This window comes from Ruegeria sp. AM2, assembly GCF_056540685.1.
The window spans coordinates 165,879-184,068 of record NZ_JBQFXE010000001.1 but is presented as its reverse complement, the minus strand read 5'-3'; the positions used below and the strand labels follow the sequence as shown (position 1 = coordinate 184,068).

The window sequence follows — 18,190 nt, the reverse complement described above, 5'->3', positions numbered from 1 at the left end:
ATCGGCCTCTTGCACCTGCAGCAAAGTTATGTTTGCTTGCGCCGAAATTTTATTGCGCAGGAGAGCCCCATGCGGGTTGGATTATATCCCGGAACTTTTGACCCGATCACTTTGGGTCATATCGACATTATCCGCCGCGCCGCCGCGCTGGTTGACAAACTCGTCATCGGCGTGGCGATAAACCGAGACAAGGGACCTCTGTTTTCGCTGGAAGAACGTGTCGCCATGATCGAAGCAGAATGCGCCCTTCTGACAGAACAGACCGGAACCGAAATCGTTCCTCATCCGTTCGAAAATCTTCTGATTGATTGTGCCCGCGATGTGGGTGCTCAGATCATCGTGCGAGGGTTGCGCGCCGTCGCTGATTTTGAATATGAGTTTCAAATGGTTGGAATGAACCGCGTGTTGGACAACTCGATTGAGACGGTTTTTCTGATGGCCGAAGCCCGGCACCAGGCTATCGCCTCCAAGCTGGTGAAGGAGATAGCGCGGCTGAACGGTGACGTCTCGAATTTTGTCACGCCCCGCGTCAACAAAGCATTGCTGGGTCGCTTAGGTTAACGCTCCCATCGTCGCCGCAGTGTCGATCATCCGGTTCGAGAAACCCCATTCGTTGTCATACCATGCCAGAACACGCACCAGCGTGCCGTCGGTCACTTTGGTCTCGGGCAATGAAACGGTAGAACTGTGCGAGTCGTGGTTGAAATCGATCGAGATCAGCGGTCGGTTTTCCGCAGCCAGAACACCGGGGATTTTTGCTGCGGCTTCGACGAACAACGCGTTCACTTCTTCTTCCGTCGTCGGGCGAGAAACTTCGGCCACGAGATCCACAACCGAAACATTCGGTGTGGGTACGCGGATCGCCTGACCCGTCAGTTTACCTTGAAGCTGGGGCAGAACCAGACCAACGGCTGAGGCCGCTCCGGTCGTCGTGGGGATCATCGACAATGCGGCTGCCCTTGACAGGTAGGGGTCTTTGCCCGCCGTATCGTGCACCGGTTGGCTGGCCGTATATGCATGAACGGTGGTCATGTTCCCATGTTTGATGCCCAGACCAGCGTCAAGCGCCGCAGCCACAGGTGACAGGCAGTTAGTTGTGCAAGACGCGTTTGACACGACGGTGTCGGCCGCGGTCAGTCCACTGTCATTCACACCAAATACCACCGTTTTGACGCCACCGTCTCCGCGCGCAGGTGCCGAGATCAGAACTTTCTTAGCGCCGTTCTCAAAGTGTCGAGAGGCCGTTTCCCGCGTCCGAAAGACGCCAGTGCATTCCAGAACAACATCGACGTCGGACCAGTTCAGCGCCTCGGGATCACGCTCACTGCTCAGCCGGATCGGACCGGCACCAACGTCAAGGACGTCGTCAGACAGAGTTACAGGGTTCGGGTATCGGCCATGAACGCTATCAAATTCAAACAGATGTGCGTTCATCTCGGGCTTGGCCAGATCATTGATGGCTACGATTTCAACATCGGTTCGGTTGTTTTCCATAGCGGCCCGCAAAACACCGCGCCCAATCCGTCCAAATCCGTTGATAGCAAGTTTGACTGTCATTTTGCGCTCCGTTCGAATGCCGCTCGGTAATGGTTAGCGCTAACAAAGCCAGATGGGCAAGAATGTCAAGCAAAACATCCGTCACCGCCAGAAGGCGAGCCAGTCCAGGAACTCGATAAGCTTTTTGGCCAGGAACAGAAGATGTTCTGTTCCGACCAGGGCCACGTCAAGCGTGACGCCGCCAAGGATCAACACCCCAAGCCAGATGGCGATTTGATTGGTCATGGCGGCCTCGAACAAAAAATGCCCACCCAGATAACCTGAGCGGGCATTATGGTACAAGCAGAGTGCGAAGAGTTAGTTAAGGTGGCCCATCGCAACGGCAACATCGGCCATTCGAACCGAGAAGCCCCATTCGTTGTCATACCAAGCCAACACACGCACCATGCGATTGTCGACCACGCGCGTCTGATCCGGAGCGAAGATCGAGCTTTCCTCGGTATGATTGAAATCGGTCGATACAAGCGGCGCGGGCTCATAGCCCAGAACGCGCTGCATCGGGCCTTTGGCGGCCTCTTCGACGATGGCGTTGACCTGTTCGACGGTCACATCGCGGGACGCACGGAAGGTAAGATCAACCGCCGAAACATTGGGGGTGGGCACACGAATAGCCGAGCCGTCCAAACGTCCCTTCAAGTTGGGCAGAACTTCACCCAATGCGGCCGCAGCCCCTGTGCTGGTCGGGATCATCGACATCGCCGCGGCGCGCGCGCGATAGAGATCGCTGTGGCGACGGTCCAGTGTGGGCTGATCACCGGTGTAGGCGTGGATCGTTGTCATGATGCCATGTTCGATACCGATGCCTTCGTCCAGAACCTTGGCAAGCGGGGCAAGGCAGTTCGTGGTGCATGACCCGTTAGACACCATGCGATCGTCGTTGGTCAGGCTGTTGTGGTTCACGCCAAAGACAATGGTCTTGTCGACGTTCTTGCCGGGGGCAGACAGCAGCACACGTTCTGCGCCACGGTCCAGATGCGTTTTCGCCTTCAGCCCGTCGTTGAACTTGCCAGTGCATTCCAGAACGACGTCGCAACCTTCCCAGTCCAGTTCATTCATGTCGTAAGTCGAGAACATCTCCATTGGGCCGCGACCCAAATCCATGGTCTTGCCTTCGATCGAGACATCGCGCGGAAAGCGGCCGTGAATGCTGTCGTATTTCAGCAAATGCGCCGAGGTTTCCAGCGGCCCCGTAGCATTGACCTTGATCACCTCGATGTCATTTCGGGCCGAGGCGGCGATGTGCGACAGGGTACAGCGGCCAATGCGGCCAAAACCATTGATACCGACCTTGATGGTCATCCGACGTCTCCAAACTGCGCTTGCTTCTGGGGCCATATAGACCCGAAATTGGAATCTCAAAAGGGCAAAAATGGCATATTTTTAAGGTGTTAGCGCAAACTTACGGCGATTGCGCTAACGCTTGCGCTAGCTGTCGGATCGGGTAGGGTCCGGGTGGGGCAGATGAAAGGAAAGGACGCGCGATGAGCGGATTGTTGGCGCTGTTGGATGATGTGGCGGGCATTGCAAAAGTCGCGGCAGCTTCGGTTGACGACGTATTGGCCGCCGCCGGGAAGGCAGGGACCAAGACGGCTGGCGTGATTATTGATGACGCGGCTGTCACTCCGAAATACGTTCAGGGGTTTGCGCCTGCACGCGAATTGCCGATCATCTGGCGCATCGCCCGTGGGTCGATGTTCAACAAGATCGTTCTTCTTCTGCCCGTGGCTTTGGTGTTGGCCAATTTTGCACCGTGGTTGATAACGCCGCTTTTGATGATCGGAGGCTCGTTTCTGTGCTTTGAAGGCGCCGAGAAGATTTTCCATGTCTTGTTCCCGCATGGCAGTCACGTCATCGACGAAGACATGAAGGTCAAAGATCCGAGCCACTTGGAAGAACAGAAGGTCAGAGGTGCCATCAAAACTGATTTCATCCTGTCGGCTGAGATCATGACGATTGCACTTGCGGCCATTGAGGCGCCGAACCTGTGGATGCAGGCGGCAACTCTGGCGGTCGTCGGAATAGGGGTGACGGTTGCGGTATACGGGTCTGTTGCGCTGATTGTGAAAATGGATGATGTCGGTCTGTTTCTGGCAAAGAACGCGCCGACGCCCATCGGACGCGGTACGGGAAGGGGGCTGGTCATGGCAATGCCCGGCGTGATGAAAATCCTTTCTATCGTGGGCACTGCCGCAATGCTTTGGGTTGGCGGCTCAATCGTCATTCACGGGCTGGAAGTGCTGGGGTTTGGCTGGCTCGGACACCACATCCATGACTGGGCCCATGCCCTGGGACACTCGGTGAGTTCTTCGTGGGCTGGCGCAGTTGAGTGGCTCTCCAGGGCGACGATGGACGGTGTATTTGGCCTGCTGTGGGGAGTGGCGCTGATCCCGGTTGCAACCAAGCTTGTTGCGCCATTGCTTTCAAAAAAACCCGCAGCACACTGATATCAAATTGAAAAGGGCGGCCTAAGCCGCCCTTTGCTCGGGTGGTGCTGGGGCTCAGAGGCCCAGCAGATCCTTGACCTTAGCAACCGTCGCATCAGCGGTGATGCCGAAATGCTTGTAAAGCTCTCCCGCAGGGGCGGAAGCACCAAAGCTCGACATGCCGATAAAGCCTGCCTTGGTTTCTCGACCGCGCTCGCCCAATAGCCAGCGATCCCAGCCCCCCGCGCGAACAGCGGCTTCGATACCAACGCGGACAGCGCCGCCGGGGAGAACGCGCTTGCGGTATGCCTCGTCCTGTTCGGCAAACAGTTCCATGCAGGGCATGGAGACAACGCGGGTGCCGATGCCTTCAGCCTCCAACATCGCTTTAGCTTCCATCGCCAGCGAAACCTCGGAGCCGGTGGCGATCAGGATGGCCTCACGTTTGCCTTCAGCCTCGGCCAGAACGTAAGCGCCTTGAGCCGTCAGGTTTTTGGCTTTGTGATCCTTACGCACTGTCGGCACGCCTTGACGGGTCAGCGACAGAACCGAGGGGCTGTCCTTGAAGGTCAGCGCCAGTTCCCAGGCCTCGGCGGTCTCGATAGTGTCGGCTGGGCGGAACACATAGGTGTTGGGCGTCGCGCGGCTGATGGCCAGATGTTCGACCGGCTGGTGGGTCGGGCCGTCTTCACCCAGGCCGATGGAATCGTGCGTCATCACGAAAACCGACGGGATTTTCATCAGCGCGGCCAGACGCATGGACGGACGGGCATAGTCGGTGAAGGCCATGAACGTGCCGCCATAAGGGCGGATGCCGCCATGCAGCGCCATACCGTTCATCGCAGCGGCCATGCCGTGTTCGCGGATACCGTAATGGATGTAGCGGCCCTTGCGGTTTTCCGGAAGGAATACGCCCATATCGGCGGATTTGGTGTTGTTCGAGCCGGTCAGGTCGGCTGAACCGCCAATGGTCTCGGTCATGATTGGGTTCACAACATTCAGAACTTTTTCGGACGAGGCGCGGGTGGCCAGCTTGGGCTGATCCTCGGACATCTGTTTCTTGAACGAGCGGATGGCACCTGCCAGCTTCTTGGGGGCCTCGAACGCATAGGCGCGGTTGAACTCAGCCTGCTTGCGTTCTGAGATTTGGGCGAAACGCTCTTCCCATGCGGCGCGCTCGGCAGAACCACGGGCACCGATGGCTTCCCAAGCAGATTTGACATCCGCGGGGATTTCGAACGCATCATGCGGCCAGCCGTAACCTTCCTTTGCCGCTTTCAACTGGTCCTGATCGGTCAGGGCACCGTGACCCTTCGACGTATCCTGTGCCGCATGACCCAGCGCGATATGACTTTCGCAAGCAATCATCGTCGGTTTGTTCGACTTCTTGGCTTGAACAATTGCAGCGTCGATCGCCTGAGGATCGTGGCCGTCAATTTCGATCACATGCCAGCCCGAAGCCGAAAAACGGCGCACCTGATCAGTGCGATCCGCCATATCGACCGTGCCGTCGATGGTGATGTTATTGTTGTCCCAGAACACGATCAACTTGCCCAGCTCGTGACGGCCAGCCAGCGTAATCGCCTCTTGGCTGACACCCTCCATCAGGCAGCCGTCTCCTGCGATCACATAGGTGTAGTGATCGACGATTTTCTTACCGTAATGCGCGCGCTGAATCTCTTCGGCCATCGCAAAACCAACGGCGTTCGCGATGCCTTGGCCCAGGGGACCTGTTGTCGTCTCAACTCCGTCGATCAGAAAGTTCTCGGGGTGGCCTGCGGTTTTTGCGCCCAGCTGGCGGAAATTCTTCACCTCATCCAGCGTTACGTCGGCATGGCCCGTCAGATACAACAGCGAATAGATCAGCATGGAACCATGACCTGCCGACAAGATGAACCGGTCGCGGTCTGGCCAGTTCGGGGCCGAGGCATCAAACTTCAGGTGCTTTTCGAACAGCACTGTCGCAACATCGGCCATGCCCATCGGCATGCCGGAATGGCCGGAATTGGCGGCGGCGACGGCGTCGAGGGTCAGGGTGCGGATGGCCGCAGCTTTGTCCCAGTGTTCGGGGTTTGCATTGCGCAGCGCAGTCAGGTCCACGGGCGTTGTTCCTTTGGATTACAGGCAGATGGGCCGCTCAATACCATCCGCCCCCCAAAGTGCAAGCAGAACCAAACAGTGGATGGCCGGAACGGTTCAAGAGCGCTGCGCAAGTGATTGAAAGCAAAGAGTGGGTATTTTCTGTCACATTCCGTTAGACTATGCCCGAGACCGGCCATTCTTGATTCGGAATGGCGCGAAACAGAAAGACCTTGGTTAAGAGGTGACAGAGGCATGAGCCAAATCGAAGAACTGCAGCGTCGTATCATTGCTGCGATGGAGCGCATTGGTGCCGGAGTCGAGGGCCTTGGCGTTGCGTCGTTGCCCTCGGGCGACGCGAATTTGGCATTGCGCGAGGCGCTTGAGGAAGAGCGCCTGGCAAACGCCCAGTTGGAAGAGCGGTTGAAGACCCTCAAGGAGCGGCACGAAACCGAGGTGGACGCAATGCGCGGTGACCTTGAGGCTTTGCGTACACAGCCGGCCCTGGAATCCGAATCCGTCGCATTGCGGGAACAACTGGCCGAGGCGACCTCACGACTTGCGACGGTAGAGGCCGCGCGCGCAGAACTGGCCGAGGCCAAGGCTGCGCTGGAGAATAGTGACGAAACCTCTGAACTCAAAGCCGAGATAGAAGCGCTTCGCGCCAAGGAAACCGCATCAGACGCCATGCAGGCGGAAATTAACCGGTTACGGTCCGAGCTTTCCGACACCGAACGTCTTGAAGATTTGAATGCCGAACTCGAAATGCTGCGCGCAGAACGGGCAAGCCATGGCGCGGCGATGTCGCGGCTTGATGATGACCTTCAGCGGTTGCGCAAAGCCAACGAACAACTACGCAGCACGGTAGACGAATTGCGCGCAGCCGCTGAAAAGGGCGTTCCGGATGCGGACCTGCTGAACCGTGCCACGGCGGCCGAACTTGAGGCGACCCGCGCCGCGCGGGCCTCGGACGCCGCCGAAGCGCATGCCGTTCTGGCCCGTCTCGAACCCTTGCTCAACCGCGCAAATCTGGCCGAAGGAGAGGTAGAATAATGCCCGAAGTCACAGTTCACATCGGCGGTCGTGGTTTTGAAGTGTCCTGTCAGAATGGCGAAGAAGTCTTTCTGGAGACAGCAGCAAAACTGTTGGATGACGAAGCGCAGGTTCTGTCCGATCAGATCGGTCGAATGCCTGAGGCGCGCATGCTCCTTATGGCTGGCCTTATGCTCGCAGACAAAGTTGCCGCGCAGGATGATCGGGTTAAGGCAGCCGAAACCGAATTGGCCGAGGCGCGGGCCGAGTTGAACCATCTGCGGAATCGACCAGCACCAGAACCGGAGCGTGTCGAAGTCGCAATCGTACCCCCGTCGGTCACGGACACATTGGCCGAGATGGCCGCGCGGGCCGAGGCGCTGGCCGCCGTTGTCGAAGAAAAATCTCAGGGATGAAGTGGCAACACCCAATTCTTGCAGCGTTGTTGCTGTCCGGGATAGGCGGTGCGGTCCACGCCGAGATTGATGTGCTGTCCGTCACATTCACATGTGAGAGCAATGCCACGGTACCAGTTTCGTATTTCAACCCGACGGATGGACCGGGTGCCGCCGCTATGTTGATCGACGGACGGCTGGTTGCGCTTCGTCAGGTCGAAAGCGGCTCGGGTATCCGATACGAATCCGAGGGCGGGGCAGGGACTTACACACTGCGCTCAAAGGGCTGGGAGGCCACGATCACCTACCAGCCCGCAGGTGACACGGCCCCCGAGCGCGTTTTGTACAGGGATTGCGTAAGCCGCTGATCAGGCGTTTGCTTCGCGGATCTTGTCGGCGGCGTCTTTGTTATAGCCAACGCCGTTGTCATCGAACAGAGTGTCCAGTTCCCCCGACAAGGTCATTTCGGTGATGATGTCGCAACCACCGACAAACTCACCTTTGACGTAAAGCTGAGGGACGGTTGGCCAGTCGGAATAATCCTTGATGCCCTGACGCACGTCCTCGTCCGCCAGCACGTTCACATCGGTATAATCGACGCCCATATAGTTCAGGACACCGGCCACGCGAGACGAAAATCCGCATTGCGGCATCTCTTTGGTGCCTTTCATGTACAGCACAACGTCATTGGCTTTGACGGTTTCGTCGATCTGGGTTTTCACGTCAGTCATTTCGCGTTTCCTTTGCTCTTCGGCATCATCGCTTTGGCGTAGTCTTGCGGGTCTTTCGGGACACGATATTGAGTTGAATGTCCGCCGCCGGAGCCGCCTGAGTCATAGATTGTGAAAATTGTGCGATACCCAATTCCGGGAACGGATCCTCGCATTGATTTCGGTTCGTTTTTGGATCGGCTCCGCGCCAACAACACCGTTAGTGCGGCGACCAACGCGATGCATACGGCTGTTCCCAATCCGAATTCCATCTTACTCCGGCACTTTTGTGGTCAACGCGAGCGCGTGCAGTTCTCCATCTGGGCCGTCCATTTTGCCTTTCAAGGCCGCATAGACCGCGCGCTGCTGTTGAACCCGGTTTTTGCCGCGAAAGCTCTCGTCCACGACCATGGCGGACATATGCACGCCATCGCTGCCACCGACCTGAATTTCCGCGTCGGGAAAAGCTTCGCGCAGCAGGTGTTCGATTTCGTGGGCGCTCATCGGCATGTAGGTTACTCCAAAAGGTCTTTCCCAAGATGTAGAGCGCCTAAGCGGGGCGCGCAAGTGGTCCCGGGGCGACAAAACCCGCGCTGATCACAGCGCGGGTTCTCAAGACATTTAGTGAGCCGAAATCAGGCGACAGCCTCAGCAAAGCTGCTGCGGAATGTTTCGGTCAATTCGGCCAACGGTGCCTCGGAGCTGCCAACTTTGACGCTCTCACCTGTAAAGCGGCCGACCGAAACCAGCGGAACACCGGCCTGACCTGCGGCGATCATCAGCGCCTCGGCCTGATCAAAATTGCAAGCGACCAGATAGCGGGCCTGATCTTCGCCAAACAGGAACTCGGTCGAGGCATCATCGAGGCAGACGCCAACACCAGCCGCTTCGGCCAGTTCGAACGCGGCCAGCGCAAGGCCACCGTCGCCCAGATCGGTACAAGCTTTGATCATGTCGCGGTTGGCACGGATGAATTCGCCGTTGCGCTTTTCAGCGTCCAGATCGACATGAGGCGCGTCGCCGTCTTCGCGGTTGAACACCTCGGCCAACAGGGCGGATTGGCCCAGATGGCCCTGGGTTTCGCCGATGACCAGAGCGACATGGCCCTCGCGGACTTCGTTGCCGATGATCTCATCGGTGTGGGCCAGCAGACCGACCGCGCCGATGGTCGGGGTCGGCAGGATCGCCTGACCGTCAGTTTCGTTATACAGCGAGACGTTACCCGACACGATTGGCATGTCCAGCGCGGCGACAGCTTCACCGATGCCTTTGATCGCGCCGACAAACTGCCCCATGATCTCGGGCTTTTCGGGGTTTCCGAAGTTCAGGTTGTCGGTCGTCGCCAACGGGGTCGCCCCGACGGAGGTCAAGTTGCGATAGGCTTCGGCGACGGCCTGTTTGCCGCCTTCAATCGGGTTGGCGCGGACATAGCGGGGCGTCACGTCGCTGGTGAAGGCCAGCGCCTTGTCGGTGCCATGCACGCGGACCATGCCAGCGCCCAGACCCGGCGTCCTGGCCGTGTCGGCCATGACCATGGTGTCGTATTGTTCATAGACCCATTGCTTACCGGCATAGTTCGGCGAAGCGAGCAGAGCGCGCAGACCGTCGATCGGATCAATCTGAGGCACTTCGGACAATTCATCGGCGGCAGGCGTTTCGACCCAAGGCCGGTCATATTCCGGCGCGGTCGAGGAGAGTTTGGACAGGACTAGATCGGCCTTCACTTCACCATTGTGGACGATCAGGAAGCGGTCTTCCGCGATTGTTTCGCCGACGATAGCAAAATCCAAGTCCCACTTTTCGAACACGGCGCGGGCCTCGGCCTCAAGCTCGGGCTTGAGAACCATCAGCATCCGCTCCTGAGACTCCGACAGCATCATCTCATAGGCGGTCATGTTCTCTTCGCGTTGGGGGACGTTTTCCAAATCAAGACGCACGCCAAGGCCACCCTTGTCGCCCATCTCAACAGCCGAACAGGTCAGACCCGCAGCGCCCATGTCCTGAATCGAGATCACCGCGCCGGTCTGCATCAGCTCCAGCGTCGCCTCCATCAGGCGTTTTTCGGTGAAGGGGTCGCCGACCTGAACGGTGGGGCGTTTTTCTTCGATAGTGTCGTCGAACTCGGCCGAGGCCATAGTCGCGCCGCCGACGCCATCACGGCCGGTTTTGGCACCCAAATAGACGACAGGCATCCCGACGCCCGAGGCGGCCGAGTAGAAGATTTTGTCGCTGTCAGCCAGACCCGCAGCGAAGGCATTCACAAGGCAGTTGCCGTTGTAAGCCGGGTGAAACCGGACCTCACCACCCACGCAAGGCACGCCGAAACAGTTGCCATATCCACCGATGCCTTCGACCACACCGTTAACCAACTGACGCGTTTTGTGGTGGCCGGGTTCACCAAAGGACAGAGCATTCATCGAAGCGATGGGCCGTGCGCCCATGGTGAAGACGTCACGCAGGATGCCGCCCACACCGGTCGCCGCGCCTTGATAGGGTTCGATATATGAGGGGTGGTTGTGGCTTTCCATTTTGAACACCACAGCCTGACCATCGCCGATATCGACCACGCCCGCATTCTCACCCGGACCACAAATCACTTGCGGTCCCGAAGTGGGCAGGGTGCGCAGCCATTTTTTCGAAGATTTGTACGAGCAATGCTCGTTCCACATCGCGGAAAAGATGCCCAGCTCAGTAAATGTCGGCTCGCGCCCGATGATCTCGAGGATCATGTCATATTCGTCGGGCTTTAGCCCATGCGCGGCGATCAGGTCGGGTGTGATTGCGGGCTCTTGCATCTTCTGTCCTGTGTCCAAATGGGCCGAGTTGCGGGCCTTGTAGGGCAAGGGCGCTGCGGTGGAAAGGGCCAAGATCGCGCAGGCCATGCTTGCCAACGAAAAACGGAACCGGCTCTGGTCCGGTTCCGTCTTTGGTCGTTGACCGTTGAGGATCAGGCCGGGTCCGGCGCCTTGTTTGCGGCATCGGCCGCAGCTGCGCCCACAGCGGCCTTTTGTTCGTCGGTCAGATGATCGGCTTCCTCCAATCCGGGGATGGCCACGCGTACTTCTCGGCGGGCAAAATCGATGCCGTTTTCCTTGAATGCGGCCTTAACCCGGTTGAATATCTCCTTGCGCAGCGTGAACTGCTTGCCCGGCTTGGCCATGAACTTGCCCCTGATGATCATGCCAACATCGTCAAAGTCGAACACGCCTTGCGATTTGAAGGGCTGCAGGAAGCCATCCTTGTGGACCTCATCGGCTATCATCTCGGCTCCAATCTTTTTGAAGATCTTCTTGACCTTGTTTGGATCAGTGTCGAACGGCACGGTGAATTTCAGCTTCATGATCACCCAGTCGCGGCTGTAGTTCGTCAGCTTCTGAATCTCCCCATAAGGGATAGTGTGAACCGGGCCGCGATGGTGGCGCAGCTGCATCGACCGGATCGAAATCTTTTCGACCGTACCGGTCGTGCCGCCGACATCGACGTATTCACCCACCCGGAAAGCATCATCGATTAGGAAGAAAACCCCGCCCACAATATCCGAGACCAGTTTCTGCGCGCCAAAGCCAATAGCCAAACCAAGGATACCGGCACCGGCCAAAAGCGGGGTGATATCCAAACCCAAAGCGCCCAACGCGAGCAGGACAAAGATAACCGCAATGGCGACTTGCGCTGTGACGCGCAGCAGGGGCAGAACCGTGGCCAGACGCGATCCGCCGGCGCCGCCACCTTCCCCAGCTTCTTCATCTGGGCTTTGTTCTGATGCGGTGTGTTCTTTGGCAAGGCGACGGTTGATCCACAACGACACACATTCGTTCAGGATGTAGCCGATCGCTACGATGATAAAGAACTGAATGACTTTGCTGCCAGAATCCGTCCCGGCACCTGCGATCTCTTGCAGGTCCAGATCCCAGGCATTTGCGATCATCAGGATAATCAGAATCCCGGCCAGAACGCGACCGATGCGGATATAACTGCGTTTGGTCGATTTATACGCCCGCTCCGCGACAGGCCCGTCGCCCATCATCGGCGGCTGCAGGTGGCGCACAAGCCCACGGATCAACGTGTCGAGCGCAGGCGCAATCAACAGCCAGAACATTGTTATGTAGTGCGCACCATGTCCCAGCAGCAGGAACACTTTGGGGTCGCGTTGCGACGCAAGATATTCGACCAACAGCCAGGTGCCCGCCGAAACGCCAATGGCGAAATAGGGGTAGATACGCGCCGCATCCTCGTCGAATTTTGTGCGATCTGGGTCCGATCCCAGCATCATATCCGACAGCCCCTCGCGCGCTTTCCAGGCGATGATGCCGATATAGATATGGATCGACGAGTTCAGCCAGAACCCAAGCCTGGATTCTCCGGGTGGAACACCGTTCATGGCGCTGAATTCCAGCATGAACAGGGTGAAACCGATCAGCAGGAACAGCCCAATCAGGTTGCGATGCAGGTATTTGGCCCAGTGGTCATCGATGTTGACCAGTCGCAATCTTGGCTGGTTTGGCGCAAGGGTGAACCTTGAAATCGCAGCACCCAGACGCGGAATCCAGATCAGGTAGAAGACAAACGGCGCAGCTTGCGCGATCTGTTGATCCGTCAGCAATTGTCGCCCGACAAAGACCAGCGTGTAGTAAAAGACCAGAAGCCCAAGAAATTCGCAGCACAGGCGTTTGAACAGGTAGGTAACCGCTCCGCGCAAATCCGTTGCGGAATCGTCGTCAATGACCTTGATCCAACGCCGTGTCCAAAGGCCTACGATTTTCTCAGCGGCGAACCCAATTGCCAAGGCAAGAAAGGTGAACCCGAAAAGGGACATCAATCCGCTTGCTCCGAATGTAGCGCCAAAATTCGAAAACGCTTCTATTTGCGCCGTAACCAGCAGCGGTATCTTTCGTATCACGTCCAGCCAGGACCCCGCCATGCTTCTGACGGTATCGGAAATTGATTGCACCAAACTTGTGCGGCCTCCGGCGGCAGCGGCCTGCTCTTCGGCGACGGCGTCCAGACGATCAAGCAATATGGCACGAACCTGATCGTCGGACATGCGGGCCACAAGATCGTCAACTTGTTCGGTGGTCAATTCCTCTGGAATTTTGATCGTGCCACTGCCGTCAGCGGTGCTCGTGACCTGAGCCCAGAGCGGTCCGGAAAGAAATGCAACCGTAAGTAGCGCAAGCAAAATGCGGAGTGGGTGAAACATCGAATCTGTCCTCGAACACAAGTCTTCGTGATTTTTGCGTGATCATAGGCTTAAGTGTCCGATATTCCCAGATGTTTTACCTGTCTTGCGGCCTGAGATTGCGGCGGAGCAAAAAAAAGGCCGAGCACTAAGCTCGGCCGAAGTCCAACAGGGAGGTATGAAGATGATGAGCGTTACAGCATCATCGCCTTCGATTGCTCATTTAGGGATCACTTTGTAAACGATCAAGGTATTTTACAGATTAATCATGTCATGTCTGCTATGCTGTACGCGCATAGCTAGAGCTTGCCCAACTGACGCAATTGCTTGCGGTGGGCTATGATTTCATCCTGAACGAAGTCCCGAAATGCAGCTATCCTCTTGGAATGACGCAATTCTTCTGGAAATGCCAGGTAGACGGGCACATCAGCGCTTTCGGTGTTGGCCAGGACTGGAACGAGGTCCGGGAAATCCTCGGTCACGTAGTCGGGAAGAACTCCGATGCCAAGATCATGCAGAACGCCCTGCAAAACACCGAAATAGTTGTTCACGGTCAGCAATGAACTGGGATTGTGAGTCATCAGATGCCGCACCATGGACGCGCCCGCTCCGACCTGCGGGGCAGAGGGCGTCTGACAGATCAGACGGTGGTTTGAGATCTGCTCTAACGTTTCCGGAGCGCCACCGTGGGCGTCCAGATATTTACGTGTCGCGTACAATTGCATCTGAACGGTCATCAAACGCTTGCGCACCAGATCCGCCTGACTGGGTTCCTTCATGCGGATGGCCACGTCAGCCTCGCGCATCGGCAGGTCAAGCACACGTTCTTCCAGCATGAGATCAATGTTCAAATCGGGGTATTGTTCGTAGAGCTTGGGCAGGCGCGGGGCCAGCCAAAGGGTGCCGAACCCAAACGTCGTTGTAACGCGCAGAACTCCGAATACCTCGTCTTCGCTGTCGCGGATACGGGCGGCGGCGGCATCGAGGCGTTTGGACATGGCCGATGTCGCATCGAACAGAAACTCGCCCTGTTCGGTAAGAATCAGCCCGCGCGCGTGACGGTGGAACAGGGTTGCATCAAGCGATTCCTCAAGCGCGCGGATCTGACGGCTCACGGCGGATTGAGACAAATTGAGCCTGTCCCCCGCATGCGTGAGGCTGCCTGCATCCGCAACCGCGTGAAATATTCTAAGCTTGTCCCAATCCATCGCCGCAACTTTCGTTATCCTCGGGCAGCCCTATATGAAAGACGTAACAATTTCTACATTTGAACCCGGAAATCGTTACAGAAAAGCGCGAAAATTCTATACAGGTCAGCATAATTGACCTAAAGTGAGGAAAATTGCAGCACACTAATCCGACGAGGGGAGACGTCAGATGAGTCAGCCGAAAATCACTCTGAACGACCGGTTTGATCTGTCAAAAAGCCCGGTTCTTTTGAACGGCACCCAGGCGCTGGTCCGGCTGATGCTGATGCAGAAGGCGCGCGACAAGGCGGCAGGGTTGAACACGGCGGGCCTGGTAACGGGTTACCGGGGTTCTCCGTTGGGCGCAGTCGACCTTCAGATGTCGCGGGCTGAAAAACAATTGGCAGAAAGTGATGTCACATTTCAATACGGCTTGAACGAAGACCTGGCCGCAACCGCGCTTTGGGGTAGCCAGCAAGCCGGATTGCGGGGCGAGGGCAAGTTCGATGGCGTGTTTGGCCTGTGGTACGGTAAGGGGCCAGGTGTTGATCGTTCGGGCGACGTGATGCGCCACGCCAATATGGCGGGCACTGCTGAACATGGCGGTGTTCTGATGGCGATGGGCGATGACCACACCGGTGAAAGTTCGACCGTGCTGCATCAGTCGGAATGGTCTTTGGTGGATGCTTATATGCCGGTCGTCAGTCCGGCAGGCGTTCAGGAAATTCTGGACTACGGGCTCTACGGGTTCGCGCTCAGCCGCTTTGCGGGCGTCTGGGTGGGTCTAAAGACCATGAAGGACACGATCGAGGTTACGTCGGTTGTGGATGGCAGTCCTGATCGGGTCAAAATCGTCACGCCCGAGTTTGACATGCCCGAAGGCGGGCTGAACATCCGCCTTGTAGACACGCCGCACCTGCAAGAGGCGCGGGTCATCGACTATAAACGCTTTGCTGCCGAGACGTTTTCCCACGCCAACCGTCTGGACAAGCGCGTTTGGGGTAAGCCCGGCGCCAAAATAGGTTTCGTGGCTGCAGGCAAGAACTGGCTGGATCTGACGCACGCGCTATCGCTGTTAAACATCGACGAGGCCGAGTCCGAACGTCTTGGAATCACGACGTACAAGGTCGGTCAGACATTTCCGCTGGATATGAGAGGCTTCCATGATTGGGCCGAAGGGTTGGACCTGATCGTCATTGTCGAGGAAAAGCGCAAACTGATCGAAGTTCAGGTCAAAGAAGCGATCTTTGACGACCGTCGTGGGCGTCGCGTTTATGGCTGGTACAAAGGTGGCGCGGGAACTCTGCATCGGGAGGAGTTGTTCCCGACCCGCGGCGCGCTCGATCCCATCATGATTGCCGAAAAGCTGGGTGGAATTCTCATTGAAGAGGGGCGCGACACCGATGGTGTTCGCGCTGGTCTGGCAAAACTGTCCGACGCCCGTCGCGCCGATAACGCGCAGGAAATCGCAGCGCGTCTGCCATATTTCTGTTCAGGGTGCCCGCATAACAGCTCGACCAAAATCCCAGACGGAAGCCGGGCCTACGCCGGTATCGGCTGCCATTACATGGTCCAATGGATGGACCGCGAAACGACCGGCTTTACCCACATGGGCGGCGAAGGGGCCAACTGGATCGGTGAAGAGCCGTTCTCGAACACCAAGCATGTGTTCCAGAATCTGGGCGATGGCACCTATAACCATTCCGGTGTTCAGGCGATCCGTGCGGCCTTGGCGGCGGGCACGAACATCACTTACAAAATCCTGTTCAACGATGCCGTCGCAATGACAGGCGGGCAGGGCAACGATGGCGACTTGACCGCCGAGCGGATCATTCGCGAGGTCAAAGCGATGGGCGTGCAACACGTGGCCCTGGTTTACGACGAAAAGGAAGAAGTCGACCTGAAAGCGATTCCGAGCGGTGTCGAGGCGCATGAGCGTGCGGATCTGATGAAAGTTCAGGAAGAATTCCGCGAAATTGAGGGCGTATCGGTCATCGTTTACGTTCAAACCTGCGCGGCAGAGAAACGCCGCCGTCGGAAGCGTGGCACTTTCCCCGATCCCGACAAGCGCGTGTTTATCAATACCGACATTTGCGAAGGCTGCGGCGATTGCGGTGTCCAGTCGAACTGCGTGTCCATTGTTCCAAAAGAGACCGAGCTGGGCCGGAAGCGCGCGATTGATCAGTCCAGTTGCAACAAGGACTTCTCGTGCGTGAACGGCTTCTGCCCGTCATTTGTGACGCTGGAAGGGGCCAAAGTGCGCAAAGAGGCGACGGTCGATCTGGATCTGCCAGACTTGCCTGAGCCGGTTTTGCCACAGATCAACGGCACGCATAACGTTGTGATCACCGGTGTCGGTGGGACAGGCGTTGTGACTATCGGCGCCGTTCTTGCGCAAGCCGCACAGATTGACGGCAAGGGCGCCGGAATGATGGAGATGGCCGGCCTGGCCCAAAAGGGCGGCGCGGTGCATATTCATTGCCGTCTGGCGAACCGACCCGAAGATATCAGCGCCATTCGCGTTGCGACCGGTGAGGCACACGCCCTGATCGGCGGCGATCTTGTGGTTTCCGCCGGAGCCAAGACACTGGGTTTGACGCAAGAAGGCCAGACCGGCGCGGTGGTCAACAGCCATGAGATCATAACTGGCGACTTCACCCGCGACACCGAATTCCAGATCCCAAGCGATCAACTGGAACTGGCTTTGCAAGCGCGGCTGAAAGACGGCGTGGTCTTGTTCGATGCCAGTGATTTGGCTCGCGTTGTGATGGGCGACTCGATCTATTCGAACATGATGGTTTTTGGCGCCGCCTGGCAGCGCGGTTTGCTGCCGATCAGCCACGACGCAATCCTGCAAGCGATCGAGCTGAATGGCACCGCGGTCGAACGCAACAAACGCGCCTTTGAGGTCGGGCGATGGGCCGTGGAATGCCCTCAGGATGCCTCGGGGCTGTTGACAGACAAAGTGGCGGACTTGCCAAAAACGCTGGACCAAATTATCGACTTCCGAGCGGCGCACCTGACGGATTACCAAAGCGCACGTCTTGCCAAACGATATCGGAAACTGGTCGACAGCGTTCAGGACGAGGACGTGCGCGAGGCCGTTGCAAAAGGCTATCACAAACTCCTGTCCTACAAGGATGAGTACGAGGTTGCCCGCCTGTTGCTTACCAGCCGGAAAAAGGCAGCGGCCGAATTCGACGGGGATTTCAAGATGACATTCCATCTGGCCCCTCCGGCTCTTGGCACAAAAGGCGACCACGGTCGGCCCAAAAAACGTGCTTTTGGCGAGTGGTTCCTTGGGCCGCTGAAGCTGCTGGCCAAGCTAAAAGCCGTTCGCGGAACGCCTTTGGATGTCTTTGGATACTCCAAGGAACGTCGGATGGAGCGTGCCTTGATCAAACAGTACGAGAAAGACATGCGAGAGGTTTTGGCGAAACTTAGCCCGGAAACACACGGTGCAATGGTTGCGTTGGCGCGTTTACCGCTGGATATCAGGGGCTTCGGACCCGTACTTGTCACCAATGAAGCCAAGGCCGCCAAGCGACGTGAGGAACTGCTGGCCGTTATTCGCAACGGTGGGCCTCAGTTGAGGGCCGCAGCGGAGTAAAATTTTACAACGGTGTCACGA

15 protein-coding genes are annotated in these 18,190 nt (G+C 57.5%); 6 read left to right on the top strand and 9 right to left on the bottom strand.

The annotated features are described in order from the left end of the window. The first annotated feature begins 69 nt into the window (after window positions 1-69). Window positions 70-561, top strand: coding sequence for a pantetheine-phosphate adenylyltransferase (coaD, locus tag ACR0CR_RS00965; protein WP_480595907.1), 492 nt, complete (start codon window positions 70-72; stop codon window positions 559-561). Here the strand turns inward: coaD and gap (ACR0CR_RS00960) are convergent. The 3 genes from gap (ACR0CR_RS00960) to gap (ACR0CR_RS00950) form a co-directional block, all read right to left on the bottom strand. Next, the gene (gap, locus tag ACR0CR_RS00960) at window positions 553-1,557 is read right to left on the bottom strand and encodes a type I glyceraldehyde-3-phosphate dehydrogenase (RefSeq protein WP_480595906.1); all 1,005 of its coding nucleotides are present in this window, start codon (window positions 1,555-1,557) and stop codon (window positions 553-555) included. The genes coaD and gap (ACR0CR_RS00960) overlap by 9 nt on opposite strands. Window positions 1,558-1,638: 81 nt before the next feature. Continuing rightward, a complete protein-coding gene (locus ACR0CR_RS00955; RefSeq protein WP_480595904.1) occupies window positions 1,639-1,782 on the bottom strand; it encodes a hypothetical protein in 144 nt (47 codons plus the stop codon). 72 nt (window positions 1,783-1,854) lie between these two features. After that, window positions 1,855-2,856 carry a type I glyceraldehyde-3-phosphate dehydrogenase gene (gap, locus tag ACR0CR_RS00950; RefSeq protein WP_480595902.1) on the bottom strand — a complete coding sequence of 334 codons (1,002 nt, stop codon included), beginning with the start codon at window positions 2,854-2,856 and terminating at the stop codon, window positions 1,855-1,857. A 182-nt stretch (window positions 2,857-3,038) separates the two neighbouring features. Here gap (ACR0CR_RS00950) and ACR0CR_RS00945 point away from each other — a divergent pair, with 182 nt between their 5' ends. Next, window positions 3,039-4,001 carry a DUF808 domain-containing protein gene (locus ACR0CR_RS00945; protein ID WP_480595900.1) on the top strand — a complete coding sequence of 321 codons (963 nt, stop codon included), beginning with the start codon at window positions 3,039-3,041 and terminating at the stop codon, window positions 3,999-4,001. Window positions 4,002-4,055: 54 nt separating this feature from the next. On the opposite strand, the gene tkt is transcribed toward ACR0CR_RS00945, so the two are convergent. Beyond that, window positions 4,056-6,080: a transketolase gene (gene tkt, locus ACR0CR_RS00940; protein ID WP_480595898.1), complete on the bottom strand. Its 2,025-nt coding sequence runs from the start codon at window positions 6,078-6,080 to the stop codon at window positions 4,056-4,058. A gap of 234 nt (window positions 6,081-6,314) precedes the next feature. On the opposite strand from tkt, the gene ACR0CR_RS00935 reads away from it, so the two are divergent. The 3 genes from ACR0CR_RS00935 to ACR0CR_RS00925 are packed head-to-tail and all read left to right on the top strand — an operon-like array spanning window position 6,315 to window position 7,854. Beyond that, window positions 6,315-7,112: a hypothetical protein gene (locus tag ACR0CR_RS00935; protein ID WP_480595897.1), complete on the top strand. Its 798-nt coding sequence runs from the start codon at window positions 6,315-6,317 to the stop codon at window positions 7,110-7,112. Next, complete coding sequence (locus ACR0CR_RS00930; RefSeq protein WP_480595895.1) at window positions 7,112-7,507, top strand: cell division protein ZapA; 396 nt, start codon at window positions 7,112-7,114, stop codon at window positions 7,505-7,507. Before ACR0CR_RS00935 ends, ACR0CR_RS00930 begins: the two co-directional genes overlap by 1 nt. Next, window positions 7,504-7,854, top strand: coding sequence for an MliC family protein (locus ACR0CR_RS00925; protein WP_480595893.1), 351 nt, complete (start codon window positions 7,504-7,506; stop codon window positions 7,852-7,854). The genes ACR0CR_RS00930 and ACR0CR_RS00925 overlap by 4 nt, the downstream gene beginning before the upstream one ends. On the opposite strand, the gene grxD is transcribed toward ACR0CR_RS00925, so the two are convergent. The 5 genes from grxD to ACR0CR_RS00900 form a co-directional block, all read right to left on the bottom strand. Then, the gene (grxD, locus tag ACR0CR_RS00920) at window positions 7,855-8,217 is read right to left on the bottom strand and encodes a Grx4 family monothiol glutaredoxin (protein WP_480595891.1); all 363 of its coding nucleotides are present in this window, start codon (window positions 8,215-8,217) and stop codon (window positions 7,855-7,857) included. Window positions 8,218-8,469: 252 nt separating this feature from the next. Continuing rightward, window positions 8,470-8,706: a BolA/IbaG family iron-sulfur metabolism protein gene (locus ACR0CR_RS00915; RefSeq protein WP_170354080.1), complete on the bottom strand. Its 237-nt coding sequence runs from the start codon at window positions 8,704-8,706 to the stop codon at window positions 8,470-8,472. A gap of 125 nt (window positions 8,707-8,831) precedes the next feature. Continuing rightward, on the bottom strand, window positions 8,832-10,991 hold the full coding sequence (purL, locus tag ACR0CR_RS00910) for a phosphoribosylformylglycinamidine synthase subunit PurL (RefSeq protein ID WP_480595889.1): 2,160 nt from the start codon (window positions 10,989-10,991) through the stop codon (window positions 8,832-8,834). 152 nt (window positions 10,992-11,143) lie between these two features. Further along, complete coding sequence (locus ACR0CR_RS00905; RefSeq protein WP_480595887.1) at window positions 11,144-13,393, bottom strand: mechanosensitive ion channel domain-containing protein; 2,250 nt, start codon at window positions 13,391-13,393, stop codon at window positions 11,144-11,146. A 278-nt stretch (window positions 13,394-13,671) separates the two neighbouring features. Beyond that, the gene (locus ACR0CR_RS00900) at window positions 13,672-14,580 is read right to left on the bottom strand and encodes a LysR family transcriptional regulator (RefSeq protein ID WP_480595885.1); all 909 of its coding nucleotides are present in this window, start codon (window positions 14,578-14,580) and stop codon (window positions 13,672-13,674) included. Between the two features lie 169 nt (window positions 14,581-14,749). Here ACR0CR_RS00900 and ACR0CR_RS00895 point away from each other — a divergent pair, with 169 nt between their 5' ends. Next, a complete protein-coding gene (locus tag ACR0CR_RS00895; RefSeq protein WP_480595883.1) occupies window positions 14,750-18,169 on the top strand; it encodes an indolepyruvate ferredoxin oxidoreductase family protein in 3,420 nt (1,139 codons plus the stop codon). Window positions 18,170-18,190: the final 21 nt, after the last annotated feature.

Coding starts and splice junctions, on each gene's coding strand:
- coaD (WP_480595907.1), top strand. CDS start 70: ATGCGGGTTGGATTATATCCCGGAACTTTTGACCCGATCACTTTGGGT.
- gap (WP_480595906.1), bottom strand. CDS start 1,557: ATGACAGTCAAACTTGCTATCAACGGATTTGGACGGATTGGGCGCGGT.
- ACR0CR_RS00955 (WP_480595904.1), bottom strand. CDS start 1,782: ATGACCAATCAAATCGCCATCTGGCTTGGGGTGTTGATCCTTGGCGGC.
- gap (WP_480595902.1), bottom strand. CDS start 2,856: ATGACCATCAAGGTCGGTATCAATGGTTTTGGCCGCATTGGCCGCTGT.
- ACR0CR_RS00945 (WP_480595900.1), top strand. CDS start 3,039: ATGAGCGGATTGTTGGCGCTGTTGGATGATGTGGCGGGCATTGCAAAA.
- ACR0CR_RS00935 (WP_480595897.1), top strand. CDS start 6,315: ATGAGCCAAATCGAAGAACTGCAGCGTCGTATCATTGCTGCGATGGAG.
- ACR0CR_RS00930 (WP_480595895.1), top strand. CDS start 7,112: ATGCCCGAAGTCACAGTTCACATCGGCGGTCGTGGTTTTGAAGTGTCC.
- ACR0CR_RS00925 (WP_480595893.1), top strand. CDS start 7,504: ATGAAGTGGCAACACCCAATTCTTGCAGCGTTGTTGCTGTCCGGGATA.
- grxD (WP_480595891.1), bottom strand. CDS start 8,217: ATGACTGACGTGAAAACCCAGATCGACGAAACCGTCAAAGCCAATGAC.
- ACR0CR_RS00915 (WP_170354080.1), bottom strand. CDS start 8,706: ATGCCGATGAGCGCCCACGAAATCGAACACCTGCTGCGCGAAGCTTTT.
- purL (WP_480595889.1), bottom strand. CDS start 10,991: ATGCAAGAGCCCGCAATCACACCCGACCTGATCGCCGCGCATGGGCTA.
- ACR0CR_RS00905 (WP_480595887.1), bottom strand. CDS start 13,393: ATGTTTCACCCACTCCGCATTTTGCTTGCGCTACTTACGGTTGCATTT.
- ACR0CR_RS00900 (WP_480595885.1), bottom strand. CDS start 14,580: ATGGATTGGGACAAGCTTAGAATATTTCACGCGGTTGCGGATGCAGGC.
- ACR0CR_RS00895 (WP_480595883.1), top strand. CDS start 14,750: ATGAGTCAGCCGAAAATCACTCTGAACGACCGGTTTGATCTGTCAAAA.